At 40.0% G+C, this 24739-nt stretch carries 12 protein-coding genes and 1 tRNA gene; 5 read left to right on the top strand and 8 right to left on the bottom strand.

The genetic code is table 11. From position 1 onward, the window contains the following. Window positions 1–448 precede the first annotated feature (448 nt). Window positions 449–1486, top strand: a complete 1038-nt coding sequence (gene csaB / locus AC2JBO_RS09935; RefSeq protein ID WP_496953481.1) for a polysaccharide pyruvyl transferase CsaB — start codon at window positions 449–451, stop codon at window positions 1484–1486. 118 nt (window positions 1487–1604) lie between these two features. On the opposite strand, the gene AC2JBO_RS09930 is transcribed toward csaB, so the two are convergent. Continuing rightward, window positions 1605–3560, bottom strand: a complete 1956-nt coding sequence (locus AC2JBO_RS09930) for a GAF domain-containing sensor histidine kinase (RefSeq protein ID WP_496953480.1) — start codon at window positions 3558–3560, stop codon at window positions 1605–1607. A gap of 126 nt (window positions 3561–3686) precedes the next feature. Between AC2JBO_RS09930 and cobN the strand changes: the two genes are divergently transcribed. Together cobN and AC2JBO_RS09920 are read left to right on the top strand one after the other, a co-directional pair. Then, window positions 3687–7514, top strand: coding sequence for a cobaltochelatase subunit CobN (cobN, locus tag AC2JBO_RS09925; protein ID WP_496953479.1), 3828 nt, complete (start codon window positions 3687–3689; stop codon window positions 7512–7514). A gap of 112 nt (window positions 7515–7626) precedes the next feature. Next, a complete protein-coding gene (locus AC2JBO_RS09920; protein WP_496953478.1) occupies window positions 7627–8772 on the top strand; it encodes a peptidoglycan-binding domain-containing protein in 1146 nt (381 codons plus the stop codon). A gap of 92 nt (window positions 8773–8864) precedes the next feature. Here the strand turns inward: AC2JBO_RS09920 and AC2JBO_RS09915 are convergent, their stop codons facing one another. The 4 genes from AC2JBO_RS09915 to lipA all read right to left on the bottom strand — a co-directional run bounded on the left by AC2JBO_RS09915 (window position 8865) and on the right by lipA (window position 13844). Then, complete coding sequence (locus AC2JBO_RS09915; RefSeq protein ID WP_496953477.1) at window positions 8865–9320, bottom strand: Fur family transcriptional regulator; 456 nt, start codon at window positions 9318–9320, stop codon at window positions 8865–8867. Window positions 9321–9849: 529 nt separating this feature from the next. Beyond that, on the bottom strand, window positions 9850–11112 hold the full coding sequence (gene sigC, locus AC2JBO_RS09910) for an RNA polymerase sigma factor SigC (protein WP_496953476.1): 1263 nt from the start codon (window positions 11110–11112) through the stop codon (window positions 9850–9852). 733 nt (window positions 11113–11845) lie between these two features. Then, the gene (locus tag AC2JBO_RS09905; protein WP_496953475.1) at window positions 11846–12775 is read right to left on the bottom strand and encodes an NAD(P)H-dependent glycerol-3-phosphate dehydrogenase; all 930 of its coding nucleotides are present in this window, start codon (window positions 12773–12775) and stop codon (window positions 11846–11848) included. Window positions 12776–12962: 187 nt separating this feature from the next. Next, the gene (lipA, locus tag AC2JBO_RS09900) at window positions 12963–13844 is read right to left on the bottom strand and encodes a lipoyl synthase (RefSeq protein ID WP_496953474.1); all 882 of its coding nucleotides are present in this window, start codon (window positions 13842–13844) and stop codon (window positions 12963–12965) included. A gap of 232 nt (window positions 13845–14076) precedes the next feature. Here lipA and AC2JBO_RS09895 point away from each other — a divergent pair. Then, window positions 14077–14150: transfer RNA gene (locus AC2JBO_RS09895), tRNA-Pro, on the top strand. A 418-nt stretch (window positions 14151–14568) separates the two neighbouring features. Here AC2JBO_RS09895 and AC2JBO_RS09890 read toward each other — a convergent pair. The 3 genes from AC2JBO_RS09890 to AC2JBO_RS09880 all read right to left on the bottom strand — a co-directional run bounded on the left by AC2JBO_RS09890 (window position 14569) and on the right by AC2JBO_RS09880 (window position 22923). Beyond that, window positions 14569–18447, bottom strand: coding sequence for an NACHT domain-containing protein (locus AC2JBO_RS09890; RefSeq protein WP_496953473.1), 3879 nt, complete (start codon window positions 18445–18447; stop codon window positions 14569–14571). A 587-nt stretch (window positions 18448–19034) separates the two neighbouring features. Continuing rightward, entirely contained in the window at window positions 19035–22046 is a 3012-nt protein-coding gene (polA, locus tag AC2JBO_RS09885; RefSeq protein ID WP_496953472.1) for a DNA polymerase I, read from the bottom strand. 61 nt (window positions 22047–22107) lie between these two features. Continuing rightward, window positions 22108–22923 carry a DUF4114 domain-containing protein gene (locus tag AC2JBO_RS09880; RefSeq protein WP_496953471.1) on the bottom strand — a complete coding sequence of 272 codons (816 nt, stop codon included), beginning with the start codon at window positions 22921–22923 and terminating at the stop codon, window positions 22108–22110. 695 nt (window positions 22924–23618) lie between these two features. Here AC2JBO_RS09880 and AC2JBO_RS09875 point away from each other — a divergent pair. After that, window positions 23619–24449, top strand: a complete 831-nt coding sequence (locus AC2JBO_RS09875) for a Cof-type HAD-IIB family hydrolase (RefSeq protein WP_496953470.1) — start codon at window positions 23619–23621, stop codon at window positions 24447–24449. The last annotated feature ends 290 nt before the right edge of the window (window positions 24450–24739 follow it).

The following is a 24739-nucleotide window of genomic DNA, read 5'->3' as shown; positions in this document are numbered from 1 at the left end:
TTATTGAAAAACCGTGACTAAAGTCATACCTTATTCGTGACTTTAGCCGGAATTATTTTTAATAGATATGAAAGTAAATAGTAATTAGTGGAAAGGCATTAGTTCTTGTACGTTGGTTTGTATAGCATTAAACCTTGCAATTTGTATTTGCGAGGTTTTTATCTATTTGGTAGTGTTGTGACTCATTCTAAAGCAATAGCTCGATATAAGCAAAAAGAAAACTCATAAATCGTCTTGCTCTGAACCAATGCCTTTAAGATTTTAAATTGTATTATATGTATAGTACCTTTCTTCATTCTCTTTCAGAGATTTTAATTTTTATAGCCTGGTTCTAGTTTAGATTCCCGGAATCTAACCACCCGCAACCAGATATGTAACACCACCGCATACACAGTTTGAATAAAAACTGTTAATCTAAAATCCTGTTAGGTAAAATCCAAAATCCAAAATGCGCGCGTTACTATCTGGATATTACGGTAAAGGCAACGGTGGCGATGAGGCACTGTTAGCGACACTTTTACAAATGCTACCCTCACACGTCACACCTGTAGTGCTGTCAGGAAACCCTGACGAAACGAGTCAGCGCTACGGAGTTGAAGCACATCAACGCATGTCGATGCCAACCGTTATAAAAACTTTACGCTCGTGTGATGCATTTATTTGGGGTGGTGGTAGTTTAATTCAAGATGCAACAAGCTTTATAAGTCCGTTTTATTACGCTGGCTTGATGGCGTTAGCACAAAAAATGGGTTTAAAAACAGTAGCATGGGCGCAAGGTATCGGCCCACTCAAACGTTCACAAGTACGCTGGATAGCAAGGCAAACATTCAGTAATTGTACTAAGGTTAGTGTGCGTGATATAAAGAGTGCAGCACTGTTGACTGAGTGGAAAGTTCCCCATTTCCTCGCCCCTGACCCTGTATGGGCAATGGAGTCTAAGCCAACACCAGGGCTTTGGGATTTACCGGCGCCTAGAGTCGCAGTAACATTAAGGTCACATTCACAACTAACGGCGCCTCGTCTAGAAACAATAACGCGCGCGTTAGTTGATTTTCAGAAAGCGACACAAACATTTATCGTGCTTTTACCCTTCCAAAAAGCACAAGACTATGTAATAGCCCAAACTATCCAGCCTGCACTGAAAGATGTTAGTAAAATACTGCATTTTGAAGAACCACAAATCTTGAAAGGTGTATTTCGCGGTGTTGAAATGGCAATAGGAATGCGTTTACATAGCCTAATTATGGCAGCAAGCGAAGGATGTCGAACATTTGCCATCAGCTATGACCCAAAAGTAAACCGCTTGATGGAAGATACAGATATGCCAGGTTGGGATTTAGCTTCCTTACCTGATGATGCTAACGTAATAAGTAAAACCTGGATTGAACACTACGCAAACGGCGACCCGCTATCACCAGATAAAATACAATTTTTCCTCGATAGGGCATCAATTCATCAAGCTGTTCTAGAAGATGCCTTAAGTTAAATGTAAATCTACTCTTGTGGAATGGGCATCCCTGCCCGTCATTAAATATGTTGGGTTGCGCTATCGCGTAACCCAACCTACTGTTCATGCGTTACATCCGTTCCATCCGTTACCAAGGTTACTCATTGGGTTGTTCGGGTATCCAAACTGTAAAAACTGAGCCAACTTCAACTGTAGATTCTACTTCAATTCGACCACGATGCATTTCTACAAGTTGCTTAGTAAGAGCTAGTCCTAAACCTGTACCTCCATAACGGCGCCTATAAGGAGTATCAAGCTGGTGAAACTTTTCAAACAACTGTGGTAATTTTTCTTCAGGTATACCAATACCTGTATCTTCGACTTGAAATACTGCGTTATTATCCTCACACCACAACCGTAAAGTAACGCTACCACCTTCTGGAGTAAATTTAATTGCGTTACTAAGAAGATTATTAATAATTTGCTGTACTCGTCGTGCATCTGCATGAAAACGACGGTTCTCATTAACTTGCAAGTCTAATTTTAAATCTACTTGTTGAGCCGTTGCTTTTTCCTGCAACGAGCTACTTATCAGTTGTGCAACTTCTGTTAATGAAAACTCTGTATTATTTAAAACTGCCTTACCTGCCTCAATTTGTGATAAATCGAGAATATCATTAATCATTTCCAGCAGGTGTTCACCGCTATCATGAATAGTCTGTAAGTAATCACGCTGACGCTGGGTTAATTCACCGAATGACCACCTTAGTAATGTTGATGACATACCAATTACGTAGGTTAACGGTGTTAGTAATTCATGACTAATAGTAGCTAAAAACTCACTGCGAATACGACTAGCAGCTTCAGCGGCAACTAAGGCATCGTGTAGTGCCATAGTTCGTTCAATTACTCGCTGTTCGAGAGTTTGCTTTTCTTGAGTTAGCGACTTCATTAACTCAGCTTGGTGAATAGCAATAGCTAGCTGTTCGGCAACGGCGCCTAATAAATTTTTCTCGCTTTCATTCCAGTTGTGCGCTTCGTAGCACTGATGGGCAATAAGCAACCCCCAGAGCTTATTTTCAAACATAATCGGCGCCACTAACTTAGCGCGAACGTGAACGGCTTTCAAAAAGTCCAACAAACATTTTTCGATAGGGTAAGTTTTAGTAATATCATTGACTGCCAGCGTAAAACCTTGACGGTACTTTTTCCAACATTCAGTAGTGGGAGTAAAACAATTTGCTTCTTTACAATTCAATACTGACGGAATAGTATTGTTTGCACAAACCTCGTAAACTATGCAACCCCCGTACTGAAGAACATGATTCTCGTTACTTGCCACTACCGAACCGAATGAGTTTGAAGATAAAGATTTTGATATAGGTATGTTTCTACGATTAATCTTAGACTCTTCAAATTTATATATTACCAACCTATCTAGTTCTAAAAACTCACGTACCTGCGCGAGCGCTGTTGTCATTATTACAGATAAATCTAAGCTTTTACGGATTTGAGTTGTTACACGATTTAAAAGTCGTTCTTGAGCAATTTGCTTAGAGAGTGCATCCTCGACGTGCTGGCAAGCAGAATAGTTTACATTGTCAGTGTTTGATGACTCTATTGCTGATGGCGCCAGTAAACAATCTAATAGCAGCAATGTAAATTTTTGTTGTAGTGTTGCGTCATTAGGTGCGATACGATGACGGAAGTGTTTTAAATCTCGATACGTTTGGGAATGAAGCGGAAATAAAGCTCCTAACTCTAACAAAAACGAAGCTATGACGTGAGAGTCAAAAGTCAAACTTGCATCTAACGAGATGATGTCCTCTTGAATTTCATTAGTCAAATCCTGTTGAACTATATTTTGTACTATGTTGTTTGAATTTACTTCTTTAGTTCCTGTTAGCAGCGCGCTAAACCCCTGCGACACAAATACTGTAAAGCGCTTTACCTGCCATTGGCTCGAAAGAGGAATTCGCTGTAACACAGCTTCTGTAAGTACTAAAGCTTGATTTTCAACTGCTGGAGCCATCTGCTCTAACAATCTTCCAAGCTGATCAAACATTTCAACACGTAACGTTCGAGAAAAGCCCAAATCAGGAGAACTAAGCATTTTCAATTTATGACAATAAAAGGGGCGGGCGGTCGAGGGGTTATTAACAGTTTGTAATAATTTTTAACATAATTTTGAGTTTACTTGAGTTTTACTTTATGTACTTTAAAACGATTACAGAGGACTATGCATCGTATTAATAGCACATCAGTCGATGCCCTTGCTCAATCTGAAGGCATTATTTTTATTAAACAAAATCCTGCTCCAGTAATATTCTTGACGGCAGCGGATACGGACATTCAGGGCATTGCCGCTGCTTATGCGTTTTTACCGAATTTTCCTGCGCTCCGAGTCGCTAACCTATTACAATTACAGGCGCAAATTAGCATTGATGCTTATGCAGAACAAGTTTTAGAGTTTGCTCAAGTAATAATTTTGCGCCTTTTAGGGGGGCGTTCGTATTGGACTTACGGTTTTGAAGTTGTGCAGGAACTTGTAGAACGTAACCATATAGATTTAATTGTAATGCCTGGAGATGATGGTATTGACCCGTATTTGATATCTCATTCCACTTTGGGAGAAGCCAAAGTTCACAAGATATGGCGTTATTTTAACGAAGGTGGTGTCGAAAATATTGTTAATGCATTCCAATATATTTCAGATTGCTGTTTTGAAACCACATTTAACCCACCTCCTGTAAAAGCCGTTCCGCGCGTGGGAATATACGAGCGATGGGAAAGAGGTAAGTCCGAAGTGGCAATGGAAAAAGAACGCATAATGCCAAGAGTTGGAATACTTTTTTACCGCGCGCATTATTTAGCAGGCAACACTAAAGTCATTGATGCTTTATGCTCGGCTTTAATTAAGCATAATTTAGAACCCGTACCAGTCTTTGTATCTTCGCTGCGAGAAAAAGATGTCCAAGCCGAACTAGAAGCCATATTTCAACCAATTTCTTCTTCGCCTTTGCCCATTAGCCTATTGCTTAACACAACAAGCTTTTCACTCGCACGCTTAGATACAGAAACCCCACAAATTGAGCTTTGGCAAAAATTGGATGTGCCAGTGCTACAAGTAATTCTTAGCGGTGGTTTTATTGAACAGTGGGAGTCAAATACTATGGGTTTGTCGCCGCGCGATATGGCGATGAATGTGGCACTTCCCGAAGTTGACGGTAGAATTATTAGCCGTGCCGTTTCGTTCAAAGCGTTGCAAATGCAGCACCCCGACTTAGAAACTGATGTAGTTGGCTATGAACCAGTAGCTTCACGCATTAATTTTATTGCCGAACTTACTGCGAACTGGGTGCGACTGCGTAACTTACCACCATCAGAACGGAAAGTAGCCTTAATTTTGGCTAACTATCCAACGCGCAATGCTCGTCTTGCAAATGGGGTTGGTTTGGATACACCTGCAAGCTGCGTAGAAATTTTGAAAGCCCTGCGAAACAATGGTTATAACGTAGAGAAGATTCCAGAAAATGGGGATGAATTAATACAGTGGTTAACTAAGGGAGTTACAAATGACCCTGAAGGAAGAGAATTACGTCCTATATACCAAAGCATTACGTGGGAAGAATATCAAGCTTATTTTAGTTCTCTACCAGAAACCGTTCAGCAAGGAATTAATCAACGTTGGGGAGAAGAACCAAAATCCAAAATTGCGATTCCTGGTATTCAACTTGGCAATATATTTATTGGGATTCAGCCATCACGGGGTTATGACCTTGACCCTAGCTTAAATTATCACGCCCCAGACTTGGCGCCAACTCACGCCTATTTAGCGTTTTATCATTGGGTGCGTAAATATTTTGGAGGTGATGCGGTAGTTCATGTTGGTAAGCATGGAAACTTGGAATGGTTGCCAGGTAAAAGCGTAGCATTGTCGAGTAATTGCTACCCAGAAGTGGCATTAGGCGCCATGCCGCATTTATATCCTTTTATTGTAAATGACCCAGGTGAGGGTTCTCAAGCCAAACGACGCGCGCAAGCGGTAATTGTAGACCATTTAACACCACCTCTAACCCGTGCGGAACTTTACGGTTCGCTGCAAAATCTCGAAAATTTGATTGATGAGTATTACGAAGCTGATACTTTGAACCCCAGTAGATTACCAGCAATAAGCGCGCGTATTAGTGAACTTGTTAGCCAAGAAAATCTTCATTTAGATTTAAGAACAGGTAAAGGGGAAAGGGCAAAAGGTAATGAGTCTCAAATCCCAATTGGTAAACTTGACGGTTATTTGTGTGAACTGAAAGAAGCGCAAATTCGTGATGGGCTACATATTTTTGGGCAGTGTCCCGATGGTCGGCAACTTCGTGATTTAATTATTGCTATAGCTAGACAGTCAAACCGACACCATATAGGTATTACCTGTGCCATCGCTACTGACTGGGGTTTAGAAATCAATCCTTTGACAGATGATTTTAGTCAAAAACTTACCCAAGAGCAAATAGAACTTCTAGCAAAAAAAACACACCATAAAATCCACACCGTTGGTGATGCAGTCGAAGCTCTCGAAGAACATGCAGCACATCTAATAGAACAAATAATTCAAAGTTCCCCAAATACAGACGCGATAAATTCTGTCTCTATACTCAGCACTCAACAGTCAGCACTCAGCACTCGTACAGACGCGATTAATCGCGTCTCTACACTCATTACTTCTCTGACTTGGATAAAATCGTGTCTTCTACCAGCTTTATTACAAACTGACAAAGAAATTATTAATTTGTTACGTGGACTAGATGGTCGATATGTACCGAGTGCCCCATCCGGTGCGCCAACACGTGGGCGCCCAGAAGTTTTACCGACAGGTAATAATTTTTACTCAGTCGATATTCGTGCAGTTCCAACAGAGTCAGCGTGGGATGTAGGCTATAAAGCAGCAGAAACACTGATAGAATGTTATACTCAGGAACACGGAGAGTATCCAAAAACACTAGTATTATCTTTATGGGGAACAGCAACAATGCGGACTGGAGGTGATGATATTGCCCAGGCACTTGCATTGCTAGGTGTACAGCCTGTGTGGGATAGTGCAGCACGCCGTGTTGTTAGCACTGAAATATTACCGTTAGGAGTGTTAGGGCGCCCGCGCGTGGATGTAACATTGAGAGTTTCGGGGTTTTTCCGAGATGCTTTCGGAAATCTGATAGACTTATTTGACCAAGCTGTAAAAGCTGTGGCAGCATTGGATGAACCGAAGAACTCAAACCCGCTAGCCGCTCAAGTGTTACAAGAAACGGAGTATTGGCTTTCAATGGGATTGAGTGAAATAGAAGCCAAAGAACGCTCTAAGTACCGAATTTTTGGTTCCAAACCAGGTGCATATGGTGCTGGACTTCAAGGTTTAATCGAGTCGCAAAGTTGGTCAGATGACTCGGACTTAGCGCGCGCTTATATAAATTGGAGTTCCTACGCTTATACTCAAAACAACAAAGGCTCGATAGCACCCGAAGCGTTTTCTAAACGTTTATCGTTGACGCAAGTAGTGCTGCAAAACCAAGATAACCGCGAACACGATTTGCTTGACTCTGATGATTATTATCAATTTCAAGGCGGTTTAACGGCAGCAGTACGTTCGATTCGGGGAGAAAACCCTGAAACTTATTTTGGCGATAACTCGATAACGTCAAAACCGCGAGTTCGTAAACTCAAAGAAGAAATAGCCAGGGTATACCGTTCACGGGTAATTAATCCAAAGTGGATTGCTGGAGTAATGCGTCACGGTTACAAAGGTGCATTTGAAATGGCTGCTACAGTTGACTATTTATTCGCTTATGATGCTACTGCCAGGTGTGTAGAAGACCATATGTATGAAGGAATTGCGAAGACATACTTGTTTGATTTAAGAGTTTGTAAATTTATTGAGGAAAAAAACCCGTATGCTCTGCGTGATATTGCTGAGAGATTACTTGAAGCACACAAGCGCGGTTTATGGGAGGATGTAAATATACAAACATTGGAAAATCTGCGAAACTTAGTACATCAAGCTGAAGCAGCTATCGAATAGCCAGTATCCAAGAAGTTTATCTTTTTAGGTAATTGTCACCACGTTTTTTTAGAGCGTGGGTGTTACTGGCATCGAAAAATAAGTGGTGTAGGAAAAAATTAGGAAAATAACTATGGAAAACCTTGCGTATTTACACCTAGCTTTCGATTACGAAGACTGCCCATCGATTGAACTAGCTAAACTCAGCCTTTTAGCCAATCAGGGAACATCGCCGAACTGGAAAAAACTATCGAGTCGAGCTTGGCGGTACATGTTACCCCTGGCTTTGACTTTATCAATGATGACTACAATGAGTAGTGCTTTTGCACTGCAAAAAGGCGACCAAGGACCCTCTGTTCGGGAATTGCAACAGGATTTGAGACGAGCAGGTTTTTATGCTGCTCCTATCACTCATGTATATGATGCTCGTACAGAAGATGCTGTCAAGCGGTTTCAAAAAGCTGCTGGATTACAGGTAAGCGGTATTGCAGGTCCAACAACAGTTGGTAAATTAGATAGCTGGCGCCCACCAGCTAAAAATACCACTACGAGGGCACAGAACGTTGTCAATACTCAAAAACCGCGTGTTGAAGAAGTTCGTTCTGTGGCAACGCAAAAAGCGACTGCACCAGCAACCAAGCGTCGCGTTTCAGGAATTATTGGTAAGGGTGACGAAGGAGAGGAAGTTCGTGTATTGCAAGAACGGTTGCGGATAGCGGGATATTATTACGGTAGTTCGACTGGTATTTTCGGTCCAATTACCGAAGATGCAGTTAAACAATTCCAGCAAGCTTATAATTTGGAAGCAGATGGATTGGTTGGACCTGCAACATTACGCCGACTGCCTCCTGTCGGTATTGGTGGTGAAGATACTTCTTCACGGCGCCCTGCTCCCAGCGATAAACTTCGTCTGGGCGATCGAGGTGAACCTGTACGTATTTTACAAGAACAGTTAATTAAAGCCGGATACTTAGAAGGACAGCCAAACGGTTACTATGGACCGTATACGGCGGATGCAGTAAAACGCTTTCAGGCTGAGAATTATTTGGCAGCAAGTGGTATTGCAGGTCCAACAACGCGCGCGAAGTTATACGCTACCACGAGTACTGGAACTAGCAACGAGTTTAACGTTTTGGAAATCCAACGTCGGTTGAGAGAAAAAGGTTTTTATAAAGGACCACTTAATGGCGTAATGGGTAACGATACGAAACGCGCGATTAAACAAGCACAAGAGTTTTATGGCATCAGTCTTAATGATGTAACAACAGGACGCTATTAACATGACTCAAAAAATCCCACGCGGGATAGTGCGTGGGATTTTTGTTGATTTTGATTCCCCCAAAAAACTTACCTCTCGACCTACGCACGTTGTTACAACGGCATTAACGCACGTTGACATTTAGGACAAACGGCATGAATTGTCATTTGACAGTCAAGAAGGTTAAAACCCTCTTTTTGGGCTGTCTTCGACCCAATTTTTAAAATCGAATCGTTTTTAAACTCAATCGTTGTGTTACACCTGACACAAATTAAGTGATGGTGATGATGTGGGTATGGTTGGTTGATTTCGTAATGTTTATGTCCTTCTCCCAGTTCCAATTCCCGTAAAATCCCCATCCGCGCCATTAATTTGAGGGTGCGGTAAATCGTTGATAAGCTGATGCCTTCTCCTTGTTCTTCCAACCTTTCGTAAAGGTCTTCAGCGCTCAAGTGTTCACCTTGTGGAAGTTCTTGAAAAATGTGTAATATAACTTCTCTTTGGGGAGTCAGGCGCCAGCCACGTTCATTAAGTTCTGCCTTCAGCGAAGCAGATGTGTAGACAGACATACTAATCTTTCTCAACAAAGGCTGTCAATTGAGAATATAACAAATATTCGGACTAAGTTGCAACAACAGCAACTTATTGAGAGTCTTTTTTAAATATTTTACAGCCTAAAGGTAAAAGGGGAGGGGTGAGGGGTAAGGGAGAGAGGGGATAAAAAAATGAGGTTTGCTTACCGCTTGTGCATTTTTCGTCTTGAATCTTTGACATGCTCCGACTGTCAAATAATCAGTTTTGGCTGTTTAGAAATTATTACAAACTGTGTTTATACTAATTTATGTTGTATTTGTTGCAAATTTATTGCTATAGATTGCAACAATATTACAAAATAAAATATTTGTTTATTGTGAACTATTAGCTGTTAGTTGTGTTTTGACAAGCTTTTAGCTTCAATTGGGAAGACTTGATGTTTTTGTAACAAAAAATTAACTTTTGTGTTATTAGCTCAACAATAACTTTATATCAATTGCCCTCCCACTATTGTGGGAGGCATTGTATAAGTCATAAGGTCACACCGCTCGTCAATTGAAAAAACTAGCTTAAAGATTCCAAGTAATCGCGAATTAAGTTACGACGCTTGGGTTGACGTAGTTTTTGCAATGCTTTGGATTCGATTTGACGTACACGTTCGCGGGATAAATCAAGCGCGCGTCCAATTTCAGCTAGGGAGTAAGGATGACCATCAGATAAACCGAAGCGCATAAGAATAACATCGCGTTCACGACTGGTTAAGTCAGCTAACAAGTGCTGTAAATCACGTTGTAGTGATTCGCGCATTAGCATTTCTTCGGGTGTTACACCGTCAGTTTCGAGAAGTTCGCCTAATTCGGTATCTTTGTCTTTACCAACTTTAGTTTCGAGAGAGACTGAACGAGGTACGCGCAGTAAAACTTCTCTAACTTGTGTTGGCGTCATTTCGAGTTCAATTGCCAAATCTTCTAAAGTCGGTGTGCGACCTTTTTCTTGAGCAATTTTACGCTGTGCTTTTTTAATTTTGTTAAGTTTTTCTGTGATGTGGACAGGGAGGCGAATAGTGCGGCTACTTGTAGCAATTGCACGAGTGATTCCCTGACGAATCCACCAGTAAGCATAAGTACTGAAGCGATACCCTTTGGTTGGATCAAACTTTTCGACCGCGCGTTCCAAGCCTAAAGTACCTTCTTGAACCAAATCTAAAAGTTCTAAGCCGCGATTTTGATATTTCTTAGCAACCGACACAACAAGACGGAGATTCGCCTTAATCATGTGTTCTTTAGATTGAAGTCCTTGGCTTTGAATTTGCTCTAACTCTTCAACAGTTAACTTAGCAATTTCAGCCCAGCGACGTTTACCTTTAGCAAGAAGTTGCTTTAGTTCAAAAACATCCATATCACCTGTTTTTGCCCAGCGTTCGAGCGAAGGACGATGACCTAACTCGGAAGTTAAACGCTCTTGGATTTCAATAATGCGTAAGTAAGGAGCAATAATTTCATCACCCTGCTTGGCAGAATTGGATAGCGATATGCGTAATCTTAGATAGCGTTGAACTTTCTGAGCTTCTGAAACTTCTTCATCGCGTCCCAACAGGCGAACCCGCCCAATTTCCTGAAGATACAAACGTACTAAATCTGTACTGCGGCGGTTTGGCGCTACAGCGTAGCTAGCTGGGTCTTGCGATGCCATTTCCAGCTCTTCCAAATCTTCTACAGATAAGTCGTTAGACAACTCGTTCTCATCAATTCCGAGGTCTGAGTCAAATGCTGGATTAGATTGTGGGGCTTCGTAGGCGTCTGCGGCGTAAAAAGATGTTGCTGGCATAAGGTTCGTCTCAATGGCTCCAGGTAACAATAGATTGTGGTGGGCAGTACACGCTTATGCACGGTTTCACCCGTATTGAAGCGTAACTGCGAACCCTGCATGGTCGGCTGCACGGTCAGCATAATCAACTGTTGATATCATTCCCGCAAAATTGCGGAAACTAACATCAAATCAAAAATATTTTTGGGTTCTATTTCTCAAAAATCAGCATTTTAGTATTATTTAATACCTGCAATTAATAATTAATAGCGCAAATCTGGCTCATTAATTTGATTTGCCGTGAGTTATATTTGACTCATGGCATGGATTAGAGTATTTAAACAGATTTTTGCGTGTGTGAGTCTTGACGGTACTTTTTGTGACGTAATATAATCATAAATTAAGTAGTATTATTGGGAAAATAGTTTTGATTGGTGCCGATGCTTATGTATACAGGAATCCATTTAAGATTTCCTGATGTTTTTGCGCGCGTGTTGGCAATTTTGCGTTAAGTATTGTTCATGTCGTTCTAAGGATTGGAAACCCGCAGCTTAAAAGAAGGGTGTGTTCCCGTAGCATAGGCGTCCTCGCCTGTGCAATAACGTGCGCTTTTTTACCACAGAGACACAGAGTACGCGGAGGAAAGAGAGTCATTAATTCTGGGGTGTAGAAAAAACGAACCGCAAAGGACGCAAAGGACGCAAAGAAAGAAACAAGAAGAAAGAACACACCAAAACTTTTGACATGGAGTAGTTTAGTTGTAATATTCGGGTTTGATGTGGCGTAGCATTAATTCTTCTAATGCTTGAAGAGGTGTGGATTGGGATTGGAGGACGCGGTAAACTTGTTCGGTGATAGGCATCTCCATGTTTTGCACGCGCGCACGTGCTATTAGTACCGAACAAGTGTTTACACCCTCGGCAGTTCCTTGTAAGTGGGTGAGAATTTCAGCAAGTGTTTTGCCACAACCCAACTGATAACCGACTTGGTAATTGCGACTTAGGGGACTGTTACAAGTTGCTAGTAAGTCACCTAATCCTGACAAACCATAAAATGTTTCGCTTTTGGCGCCCCAAGAAACACCAACGCGAACCATTTCGCTAAGTCCGCGCGTGACTAAGGCGGCTTTGGCGTTAGTTCCTAATTGCAAACCATCACAGGTGCCTGCTGCAATTGCGATAACATTTTTGAGAGTTCCGCCAAGTTCAACACCCAAAGGGTCAAGATTTGTATAAACTCGAAACTTTGGTGAGGAGAAAACACGCTGTACAGACTCTGCCGCAGTTGGCGAATAGCTTGCTACTACTGTTGCAGCAGGTAAACCATTATCTATTTCTTTAGATAAATTTGGACCAGACAAGACTACAACCGGATGTGAAGGAAACGCTGTTTGGAGAATTTGCGACGGTGTACAAGTAGTTTGAGTGTCTAAACCTTTTGTGGCAGTTACAAAAATTGCTTTATCTGGAAGCTTTATTTCCTGAAGTTGTGCGATGACCTCACGCACTCCTTTCATAGATACAGCGCTGACAATAATATCCGTATTCTCTACCGCAGGCGCCAATTGTAATTCACCACGACGCGACCAAATGCGTACTTGGTGACCATTTACCGATACTAATTGTGCCAGAGCATTTCCCCATGCGCCGGCGCCGACTATAGTTACTGATTTAGAATTAGTCATTATGTTAAGAGGTAGGGTGCGTGAAGGCTGCCAAAATTATCACTCTAAACGAGTAATCTTGTAGCCTTCACGCACCAGCGCAAGGAACGAAGTTAAAGATTAAGGCATACTACATAGCGCTTTATAAGGTGCGTGACGCTACAAGTTAGTCTGCTTCGTTGAAGAATTGTTGGTAGCGTCACGCACCCTACTTCTTCTTTAACCGAGGGTATTGCTGCATCAATTCCCTGACTTGTTCAGCATGATATGAGCTTCTTGTCAATGGTGATGAAACAACTTGTAAAAAACCAATTTCTTTACCAAAAGCTTGCCATGCATCAAATTGTTCAGGACGAACAAAGTCATTAACTTGTAGATGTTTTTGGCTAGGTTGTAGATATTGCCCAATCGTTAGAATATCGCAATCAACCGCACGTAAATCCTGCATAACTTGACGAATTTCTTCATCAGTCTCACCAAGTCCAACCATAATGCCAGATTTAGTGTAAACCCAAGGTGCAATTTCACGGCTGCGCTTGAGTAATTCTATGGTGCGCGCGTAATTAGCTTGTGGACGCACCCGACGATACAAGCGTGGGATAGTTTCTGTATTATGGTTGAGAACTTCAGGTTGTGCTTGAAGAATTATTTCTAGTGCTTCCCAGTTTCCACACAAGTCGGGAATTAATAATTCTATAGTTGTGTGTGGTGATACAGCGCGAATATTTTCGATACATTTTACAAACTGAGAGGCGCCTCCATCAGGTAAATCATCGCGGTTAACAGAAGTAATTACCACATGGTTAAGCTTCATGCGTCGTACTGCTTCGGCCAACCGTTCAGGTTCAGTAGAGTCGAGAGGTTTGGGTTTTTTTTCAAAGTCGATATCGCAATAAGGACAAGCGCGCGTGCAAGCAGGACCCATAATTAGAAACGTTGCGGTTCCTGCATTAAAGCACTCACCAATATTTGGACACGACGCTTCCTCACATACTGTATTTAAAGCTAAATCCCGCAATATCTCTTTAACACTGCCGACACGCTCCCATTGAGGCGCCTTTACCCGCAACCAATCTGGTTTTACAGCCACAATCAACTTCTACCCATTTATATAGATATACAAAGTTAATCCTAGCAAGTTGTAAGCCAGAGTAAAAAGTTCTGGGTGCTGAGTGCTGAGTAGAGTTAGGAGTTAGAAGTTATGAGTTAGGAGTTATGAGTTAGAAGTTAGGAGCTATGACTCAGCACTCAGCACTCAGCACTTTATACTGTCATTTTTCTTTCTTTGTGGTACACTTCAATATAGGCTAGTAAAACTATGCCGGGATGTAGCGCAGCTTGGTAGCGCACTTCGTTCGGGACGAAGGGGTCGCTGGTTCGAATCCAGTCATCCCGATAGTATTTTTTGATTAATTGATTATTTGTCGATATTAATGTGGCTGTACATTAACTATTTGTTTGTCACTGTTACCAAATTAGTTGCATTGTACTGCGAAGAAATTATGTAGCGTATGATTAATACTTTAGCTTTACTTTTTATCAACTATCCACTGTTATCACTTTTCTGGTGAAATATGATATTAAAAAAGGTGATCGCGTCTTTCAGATGAAAGTAACCTGTTATTCCGATGTGGTTAGTTAGATGCGATTTATGAATCAATAGCAAGAAAGCCAGCGGGCTAGAGTGAATTATATCTTTTAAAAAAGTTAAAGTCAGCTTTGATTTTTAGATATTAAAATAAAATTCATAAAAATAAGGGTACGCTTATAAAGAGTCTACAGTAAAGTAGCTAACGTTATTCAAAAAGTCAAAGCTAAAACCAATTATCCTTACGTGCAATTTCTCCTACTTTAATTACTTTGGATGCAACCAGGCTTCTGCATTGAGCTTCAGCGGCAGCTACCAAAAATCCAGGATAATGGTTTGGTTGTGTTGCAATTTGTTTGGCAATATTATCAGGAAGAGAATCTGCTGAGACTAAACGAATAAATCTTTGGTAAGCATAACGTTCAGATACCACACCTTTGAGATAGCTTTTGGATATTATTTCTAAAGCGGATTGCCAAGTAATTTTACCTTCACCTAGTAGTTGAATTATAACGCTTTGCCAATATTGTAGTATTTGAATGTCATTACCATTATATTGATTTAAATATTTTGAATACAATTCTTTTGGAGTGTTTGCGCGAATCCCTAACAAAGTTACTGTTCTTGCGTTTAAAGATTCCGGCAATAATTTAACATTGAATATAATTAAACGGTTTTGAAATTGTTGTGTACATGAAACCGAATCTTCTACAGATTTATACAAACGTTGCCAATTCTCGATAGATAATTTATCTAGGAAAATATTTATTTTCCCAATGATTTGCTCTAGCGTTTTCTTACTACCCCATGTTATTGCAAGTAAAATCGCAAACATTATTTCCATTTCATTGTCTACGTCTAATAAATCAAATAATTTATTCCAATAAGATACAGTCCCAGCTCTCAATCGAGCATAGCGTGCCCGCTTACATAATGAAACAGAATTATCAAAAAGTTCAGTAAATTCTTTACAGGTTTCACTTTTAGATTTAATTCCACTTGCAATACTCGCAATATGGTAAAATGCCCATTTATCACCAAATAATGTACGAGCGTCTTCAACCAAATTATCCCAAGGTGTTATTTCTGATGCCCATTCAGCAACAGAATGTTCTGATTGTTTCTCGACATTTTCTATAAATTTATAACATTTATAAACTATAGGTAAATTTACTTGACTTTTTATTTTATCTCGTTTTAGAGGAGAAATATACATCATTTTATTATTAGCATAAATCCTTTCTTTCTGCCAAACCTGCGATAAAGGCAAAGGATAATAATAAGCATTAAAAGCTAGAGCATATCGCTTTGCGTCTAGAGCGTAACCAAAAAGCTCTAAAATATATTTTGGTAGAGATTGAATATCAGTAATAAAATCTCCGCTTAAAATTGCTTCCAAAGCTATACTAAAACTTTCTTCTGTGGTTTCAAAATAATCAAATCGTCGCGCTTTGAAAAGAATTTCGATACGTTGCAGGTTACTAATCTCATCTGATAGAACTGTACTTAATTCGTTTGCTGAGAGTCTTGATAGACTACCAAAGTACAAACCATATTCCAACCAACGTGTACGGTCTCCATTTTTTTGGGCAAGAACAGCTCCAAGCCATAACTTATCAACATCATCTGAGGACGCATTAGCTTTAATTAAATCAATAACATCTAAAGCATAGTCTTTAGGAGGAATATCTGCTAAAATAGCAACGCAACGAATGATTAATTCATCTTGTCCACAATCTTTTGGAAGTACTAATGGGCTACCAGAACCAAGCCTGCGACTATTAGAGGTTAATACGTAACGTAATCCAATGCCGTCCAGAATCAGTTCTATAACTCGACGTACAGACTTCGGATGCTGGGTAAAAACCCAGTCTGACAGTAGCATAGCTGCAAGTAGCCTTGGATAGCTGATAAGCGAATATCCCTCTTCTGAAATTAGTTCATCAAGACGATCAATTAAATCTGCAAGTTCTCCTTTGCTATAGCACCCAGCGTAAAATCTTGTAACATTTAGCCAGTAAAAATCACGTGCAATTGCATCAAACCGATCAGGTTTTGTCCCTGGTTTTTCGTTTCCTGGCGGTGATGGCGGTGCTGTAACATAGAGATGTTTTGCTGCAAAATATTCCCGAAGAGGCTGAACCTCAAACTCATAAGTACCTTCAATACGAGATACTAAAGCACCCACACGTTCAACCATGCAAACTAATAAATCTTTTACCAAAGATTCTGGATGGCCTTCAGCAACCAAATAATTAGCTAATAAACTATAAAGTCGTTCTTGAGTGATACGACCACTACCATTTTTTTCTTCAGCTTCTACATGGAGTATCCATGCTAAGTAACCATTAATATCTATTAATAATTCACGGTACTTTCCGACTACCGAGTTTTTTTCTGCTTCCCTATCAAAATAAAGCTCTATATAACTGTTATAGAGTGCAGTGCGTTTATCAGGTAAAGATGCAGTTTTTCTACGTATAAGGCTAAATAATATGGTTAACTGCATTGCATTTCTAGCTAAATCCCGCAGATGAGGCAGGTCTAACTTTTCCTGAATAACTTTTTTAACATCCTTAATTTGTTGCTGATCTAGCTTTCGAGCCTTCATCCACTTTTGTGCATATTCATCAATTAGTGGACGAGTAACTGAGCCTAAATGGTAATAAGGAAATATATCCTCTGGAAAACCCGGTGAATCTGCAAATGCAGCTGGACGGCTAGTTACTATAACTTGTAGAGATGCTGCATTTCCTCTAAGACGCTTAACCCCATTAATGATCTCTTTGACTACTTCCCTTCTTTTTTCTATATCAGCAACTTCATCTAATCCGTCAAAAACAAGAAGAATGGAACTTAGCTTTGCTACAGCGTGTAAATCTGCTACATCAAACTCAAATCCACCAGAATCATTTTCTATCTGAGCAGCAAGAAAAGACTCCAAAGATTTATGCCATTTGGGGTGCGGTTCACTATATCTATCAGCAGAGAAAGGATTTTGTTTTGCAAGCCAAGAAGCTAAATCTCTAAGATCAACTCTAAATGGTAAACGGACGGCTGAAAACTTATGCTCCTCTGGTAATTTTTCAAAAGCTTCATCTTCTCTGTATTTCTCTGGAATTAGTTGCTCTATCTGCTGTTTACCAAGGATTTGCATCCTATGTACTTGACAAATATACTGGGTTATTGTTGATTTTCCTTGCCCAGGGGCACCTTCAAGTACTACACAAGGAATATGTTTTTGTACAAGTGGGTTAAGCAACATTGCTGCTGCTCCCGCAACTAGTTGCTCATCCCTACCGCCATTAACTTCAAGGCCTGTGTCAAATGGGGAGAGTAAATCTTCGGAAGAAAAAACTTTTTTATTCGCTCTACGATAACGAAGTATATCACGAGCAATAGAGCGATAAATAAAATGATAAAAGTAGAGTCGTTTTTTTGTGGGTGCGCTACTCGGTGGTACAACAGGTACATCTATAAATAAATCAAGAAGCCTGTTATCAAGCTCAACCTGCTTAAATTTAACTTTTTGGTCTATGTCAAATTGATATGTAACATAAGCTCTAATTGCAGAAGCTCTTCTCTCCTTATTTTCTGATAATCCAGACTCAATTACAGACCTAATTAAATCTTGACCTGTCATTAATACAGGATATACCCACTTTATATCCCAGGCATTATCTAAACGTCGGCTCAAATCATCACGCCACCAACACTTTGAGGGAACACCAAGTTCACTATTAAGTAATTTATCAGCTTTATCAATTGAGCCAGAATCAGGATGTGCAGTTCCTTTTATATTCGTAAGTAAAATATATTGTTTGGCTCCCTTTGGGATTTGCTGTTTAAGTTTTGCCGCTTCCCCCTTGAGAGTATGTACCAACCATTTGTGAGGATCGGCTTCTACCGAAGGTTGCCTTAAAAATTTAACTTGGTACATTATGAAACCGCGCTCCTCATCTTCATTGAGAGGACTTAGTGCATCCCTACCACCATCAGGCTGTGCAACTGGAAAACATTGGACATTCGGAAACTCTTTCACAAGTAGCGCTTGGCAGAATTGCTGAAAAGTTTCTGGGTCTAGATTTTCGAAGGGGTAATCCATAATGTTTTCCTACGTGGAGCTTGTTGTATCAATAGCTAAAACATATTTTCAGTAATATTACAAGTAACAACCTATACTAACACTTTTATGGAATCAAGTAAAACTTGTATCACGTATTTAATTTAAACATAAACTGTTCTACTTTGTTTTTTACTACTTTGTTGCTCTCCGAGGGTAACTAGACAACAGTATCACTGTTAGTATAACTTCTGCTACTTCCTTATCACTGTAAAAGGTGTAAAAATGTCTATGAGTAATGCCCATCTTAGCATTTTTAAAGAGTTCGCTTACAATCGCGCTTAAAAAAATGCTAGTAGGCTCAGTTTAAAACAAAAACAAAAACACAAGTAAATAACTTAACTTAATGCTCAATTAAAAAACAATGAGTTTCTGCTTGAAATTAGCGCAAAACTTTGTATAGAGCAGTACTTCGCAAATAAAGGGGTGAAGCACGTTCTATTGAATTTCGCACACCTATACATAGATATTGCAAAAACTAGTGTTCTATGCCATTGGTTTCGCAAATTTTGTCGGAATTTAGAGACGTTACATATAACGTCTCTACGTTTAAACTAATTTATATTACTTTACTTTGTTTCCATCCAGTTTTCTCCCGCGCGCGCTTCGACTAGTAGAGGTACAGTTAGTTTTACTGCGTTTTCCATGACTGATTTGATTTGAGGTTGTAGTTCTTCCCATTCGTTGGGGGGGACTTCAAATATTAGTTCGTCGTGAACTTGGAGGAGTACGCGCGCTTGGTAGTTTTGCAAGAGTTGGTGCATTTTTACCATTGCGATTTTGATGATGTCGGCGCTTGAGCCTTGAATTGGGGCGTTAGCTGCGGCACGTAGTAGTCCTGCGTCGAAGTTTCCGAGGTTTTTTAGTTTGCTGAGGTCGATGTCTTCGGGTTTGCTGTTTTTTAGTTTACGTAAGCTGTCTGTTGTGAAGTCAAAGTAACGACGCCTACCGATAATGGTTTCGACGTAGCCTTGGCTAATTGCTTGCTTTTTGACTCCTTCTAAGTATTCAAATATTTTGGGGTAACGAGTATAAAAGCGTTTGATGAATTCGTTTGCCAAGTTTTTGTCTACACCTGTGGAACGGGAAAATCTTAATGAACCCATTCCGTAGATAACACCAAAGTTGATTGTTTTTGCTACGCGACGTTCGTCTGATGTGACGTTTTCTTTTTCAAACATTAAGCGCGCGGTTACGGTGTGAATATCCTCGTTGTTTTTGTATGCTTCTACTAATATGGGTTCTTGGCACAAGTGCGCTAAAATTCGGAGTTCGATTTGCGAATAATCTGCTGCTACTAGTAACCATCCAGATTCGGGAATGAAGGCTTTACGAATTTGACGACTGAAGGCTGTACGTATAGGAATATTTTGTAAGTTTGGATTTGATGATGATAGGCGTCCAGTTGATGTTGCCGTTTGGTTAAAGTTTGTGTGGACACGATGAGTATCTGAACGTACCAGTAATGGCAATGCGTCTACATAAGTAGATTTTAATTTGGAGAGTGTTCTAAATTCGCTGATGGCATCAATTATACCTGTATCATCGACTTCGCGAAGCTTTTCTAATGTTGCAGCATCGGTTGAGTAGCCTGTTTGAATTTTACGCGAGTGCTTGGTGCTTAATCCCAATTTTGTAAATAATATTTCACTGAGTTTTTTGGGTGAACCCAAGTTAAATTTTTCACCAGCAAGGTCATAAACTTGCTGTTCATATTTAGCTAAATCAATTTCTAACTGCTTAGATAATTCTTTTAAATAATCACTATCAATACGGATACCTTGATATTCCATCTCAGCTAAAACTGGTTCGAGTGGTTGCTCGACTTCTAATAATAGCTTTGATAAATCCGGTATTTTATCGAGTTCTTCACGTAGTTTAGGAACGAGTTGGTAGGTAGCGTGTACTTGTGAGCAGCAGTAATCAGCTACACTTTTTATATCGATGTCACCAATAGTTTTGGTTTTGGACACCAAGTCTTGGTAGCTTGTGAGTGTTAACTTTAAGTAACGCTCGGTGATTCCGTTTAAACTGTGAGATGCATCGGGATTAATAATGTAACTTGCCAGCATCGGGTCAAATACAACCCCAGTTAAATTTATTCCCTGGCAACGAAATACTAAGCGGTCGAATTTAGCGTTTTGGAAAGTTTTAGGATATTTGTCGCTTTCTAAAATTGGTTTTAGCGCATTCAGTGCTGTTTCTAAGTCAAAGTTTTCACCTTGACTATGGTTAAGTGGAATATAGGCAAGTTCATCTGGCTTAGTTCCCCAGCAACAACCAATACCAACTAGTTTTGCATCGCGCGGTTCTAAGTCGCTTGTTTCTGTATCCCAGGCTACAGGAGTTTCGGCACTAGTATGATTGTCAAGTATATTAATTAGTTCTTCTAGCTGAGACTGAGAAGTAATAATGCGCGGTTGAATTTCTGATTTTTCTTGCTGTTGAAATGCGTCGGTGTCTTCTGCACTCCAAAACCATAAGTCATAATCGCTACTATGTGCTGAGTGCTGAGTGCTGAGTGCTGAGTTTTCGGTAGGTGTAGAGACAGGATTAATCGTTTGTGTACGAGTTGTGGATGTTGAGTTCTGAGTGGTAGGTGGTTCTTGTGTGGCGCCACCGAGACGTTCTTGAATTTGGTTGATTTTGCCTAGGAAGGATTTAAATTCAAGTTTTTCGAGGAGTGGTGTGAGGTTGTTTGTGTCGAAACCTTGGAGTTTACACTCTTCGAGATTTACAGATAATGGAACATCTTGAACTATTGTGGCTAAATAACGGGATTTTTCTGCGTCTTCTTTACCCGCTTCAAGCTTTTTCTGAGCGGCGCCTTTGATTTGATCTAAAGAATTATAAATATTTTCAAGGGAACCGTATTTAGAAAGCAGATCAACTGCTGTCTTGTCACCGATTCCCTTGACTCCGGGTATATTATCTGATGTATCGCCGCAAAGGGCTTTATAGTCAATCACTTGTGATGGTAATACGCCGAGTTTCTTTTTGACTTCTTCTAATCCAAACTCGGTAGGACCTGATGTAGAGGAACGTTGAAGCGCTTCTTTATTTAGATACAATACTTTAATTTCTTTTTCAGGGTCAACGAGTTGAAATAAATCTCTGTCCCCTGTGAGAATTTTGACGCGATAACCAGCATCAGAAGCTTTTTTCGCAAGAGTACCAAGAACGTCATCTGCCTCATAACCGGATGCAGTCAATATTTTTAAATTGAGTGCATCCAGTAACTCATGCAGATTCTTAAGGTCGGGGACGAAATCTTCGGGAGTCCCTGGACGGTCGGCTTTGTAGGTATCATCGGCTTCGTGACGGAAAGTCGGTAAACCTAAATCAAATGCTACAGCTATGTGGGAGGGTTGCTCCTTAGCTATTACTTCTAACAGGGACTTAAGAAAACCGAAGCATACGCTCGTAGGAATTCCCGACTTGGTTCGCAAACCGCCATCGCGTCCTTTGGCGAAGGCAAAGTAGGAACGAAATGCTAGTGAGTGTCCATCGATGAGGATGAACGTGGGTTGCTCTGCGATAGATTGGGAAGTCAACTGGTTTGATGTATTAGTATCTGACATACTTCAATTGTAACCAGTTGATTCCGCCACAGAGCATTTTTTATTTAGACTTTTTTATCGATTAAGCCGTAGCTTGCTTTTTACGACGACGCATCCACATCCCGGCGCCAGTAACACCTAAAAGCGCAGCCATTGTTCCTGGTTCAGGCACTTGAGTCAAGTTACCTTTACCGAAGTCAACTACAAACATGGCATCATTAAAGTCAAGGTCACCACCACCAATAATATCTTCAAAGCCCATTACCAAGTAGTTACCATATGAGTAAGCCATTAAGTGCTGAAGCTTATCTACGTTTTGGCTGGGGTCGGCACCGCCAAGTACAGTGGTTCCTCCATTATATCCATCTGACCTTAATAAAAAGTTGAGTTGTGTTCCTGCACTGACGTTACCAATATCAACATAATCACCGATGTCTAGAACACCATCACCGTTATTACCAAGTTGACAAGCGCTATTTTTGCCACCAGAAATATCACAAGAAACGTTATTGAATATCTGACCTTTACCAGTTTCCTTGCCATCTTTGACGGTTTGATACCCTAATTGGTTTTTATAAGCAGCACCTTCATTTAGAAACCAAATGCGAATGTTATGGTCAAAATTCAGGAAAAGCTTGGTTGGGTCTAATGCCTGAGCTTTTTGCTTTTCTGCGCTAATTGAAAGTTTTTCTTGTTGTACAAACTTTTGAAACTCAGGAATTAAAGCTTGGAAACCTGACTGATCAGTCGAATAGTCTTTTGTTTCGTGTTGTGTCAGGTCTTTCCACTCAAATTGAGGCAAATTAGAGGTCAAAGCAGCTTGTGCAGGCGCCATTACAGCTAAAGAACCAGCAGCAGTTAGAGCAGCAGCGAATCCAGTTAAAGCTTTCTTAAACATGATTTCAAATCCTTCTCGTTTTACACAATATTTTTGAACGTGCTTAAAACGATTCACTTCGTTTTTTATGCACCGAAGCAAAATTGTTTCAATATATACTTTGTATCTCAGCATATAGAGAAATGTCGATACCTAAAAACTGTTTTTGCAGAGTCTTTATAATAATTAGCTTTTCGCAATATATACTGTGCTATTTATCAGCAAAAAATCGAGTTTAAATTATAAAATATCTGCTTAACTACTGAGATTTTTCGTACAATTGCTGACTTAATAAGCGGAAATTCCGAAAGTATCTGTGAAATTTTCCGTATTACTAAGCAAATTTTTGAAATAGCTTGCCTATGTACATCTATCTCAGACTATTTATCAGCACAAAATTAGATAATCTCTGTCTAATTACTGAGCAAATTTCGTATGATTGCTGACTTGATTAACTAAAATGCTAGAAGTCTACGTCAAATCTTGCGTATTGCTTAGTTCATTTGATTAACGGTGTGTATTACTGGAGACAGTGCAGCAAGAAAATTATTTTCACACATATAATCGCAGTAAGCGTTCAGGTTTTATTTACCGAGTTTATACTGGATTTAAGGTTGTTCGATAATTTCGAGTATTAGAACATACTCATAATTTGTTGAAGCGAAGGCGACGATAGCTGATAGTCTTGTACTGGTTAACTTTAATCACCACAAAACATGAATCAACAAACAGATATTAAGTTATTAGTCGTTGATATTGACGGCACAATAGCTGGACACTCGAATAAAATCAGCCAAGGTGTGAAAAATGCTATCCAACAAGCTACTGCGCGCGGAGTTCAAGTAGCTGTTGCAACTGGTAGGATGTATCGTTCTGCGTTACGGTTCCATCAAGAAATTGGTTCGACGCTACCGCTTATAGCTTATCAAGGCGCCTGGATACAAGACCCAGCTTGTGATAAAATTCATAGACACTACCCAGTTAACCGCGTGACTGCTCTTTCGCTACTTGATTATTTTGAGCAACCAGAACTACGCGAACTGTTATCTGTACACTTTTATATCAACGACCAACTTTACGTCCGCTCAGTTACGCGCGAAACAAAGATTTATGCCAAACGTTCTAATATTACTCCTATTACAGTTGGTGACTTACGCTCAACACTTGACAACGAACCAACTAAAATTCTTGCCCTTTGTGACGATACCGATGTAATAAACAATCTGCTAGGAAATTTACGCCGTCAATATACTCCCGCAGAACTTTACCTAACTACATCTGTTGCAACTTTCTTTGAAGCTACCAACCCATTAGTCAATAAAGGAGTAGCTGTTAAATATCTAGCTGAAGAATTGCTAGGAATCGAAAGCAGCAACGTTATGACAGTCGGAGATAACTTTAATGATGTAGAAATGCTGCAATATGCTGGTATCGGTGTTGCAATGGGTAGCGCACCTTCTGAAGTCAAGACTATTGCAAAATGGGTTGCTCCAAGCGTTGAGAACGATGGAGTCGCTGCCGCTATCAAAAAATTTATTCTGAGTTAATACTTAATGGATAATGATTAATGTTCATCCATAAACATATATTAATCATTACCATTGATATTTATTTATTATTGTAATTTATTATTTTAGTTTATTGCTTTAAAGGCAAATTAATGGATGTAAGGAGATATACATTACAACAAAAAATCAGAAAGGGCACCGACGACTGGCCGTGTTTCGTCTCGGTGCCCTTGCTGGTTCGCTCCTCACACACTTGATACTATATCCTGACCACCTTGATGAGTCAATAGCTTTTACAAAAGTTTTTATATTTTTAATATTAGCTTACT

Source organism: Calothrix sp. CBUCES-K 9914 (genome assembly GCF_059640475.1).
This window is presented reverse-complemented; position numbering and strand designations above follow the sequence as displayed.

Excerpts from the sequence above, each read along its gene's own strand:
- csaB (WP_496953481.1), top strand. The coding sequence starts at position 449 with ATGCGCGCGTTACTATCTGGATATTACGGTAAAGGCAACGGTGGCGAT.
- AC2JBO_RS09930 (WP_496953480.1), bottom strand. The coding sequence starts at position 3,560 with ATGCTTAGTTCTCCTGATTTGGGCTTTTCTCGAACGTTACGTGTTGAA.
- cobN (WP_496953479.1), top strand. The coding sequence starts at position 3,687 with ATGCATCGTATTAATAGCACATCAGTCGATGCCCTTGCTCAATCTGAA.
- AC2JBO_RS09920 (WP_496953478.1), top strand. The coding sequence starts at position 7,627 with ATGGAAAACCTTGCGTATTTACACCTAGCTTTCGATTACGAAGACTGC.
- AC2JBO_RS09915 (WP_496953477.1), bottom strand. The coding sequence starts at position 9,320 with ATGTCTGTCTACACATCTGCTTCGCTGAAGGCAGAACTTAATGAACGT.
- sigC (WP_496953476.1), bottom strand. The coding sequence starts at position 11,112 with ATGCCAGCAACATCTTTTTACGCCGCAGACGCCTACGAAGCCCCACAA.
- AC2JBO_RS09905 (WP_496953475.1), bottom strand. The coding sequence starts at position 12,775 with ATGACTAATTCTAAATCAGTAACTATAGTCGGCGCCGGCGCATGGGGA.
- AC2JBO_RS09890 (WP_496953473.1), bottom strand. The coding sequence starts at position 18,447 with ATGGATTACCCCTTCGAAAATCTAGACCCAGAAACTTTTCAGCAATTC.
- polA (WP_496953472.1), bottom strand. The coding sequence starts at position 22,046 with ATGTCAGATACTAATACATCAAACCAGTTGACTTCCCAATCTATCGCA.
- AC2JBO_RS09880 (WP_496953471.1), bottom strand. The coding sequence starts at position 22,923 with ATGTTTAAGAAAGCTTTAACTGGATTCGCTGCTGCTCTAACTGCTGCT.
- AC2JBO_RS09875 (WP_496953470.1), top strand. The coding sequence starts at position 23,619 with ATGAATCAACAAACAGATATTAAGTTATTAGTCGTTGATATTGACGGC.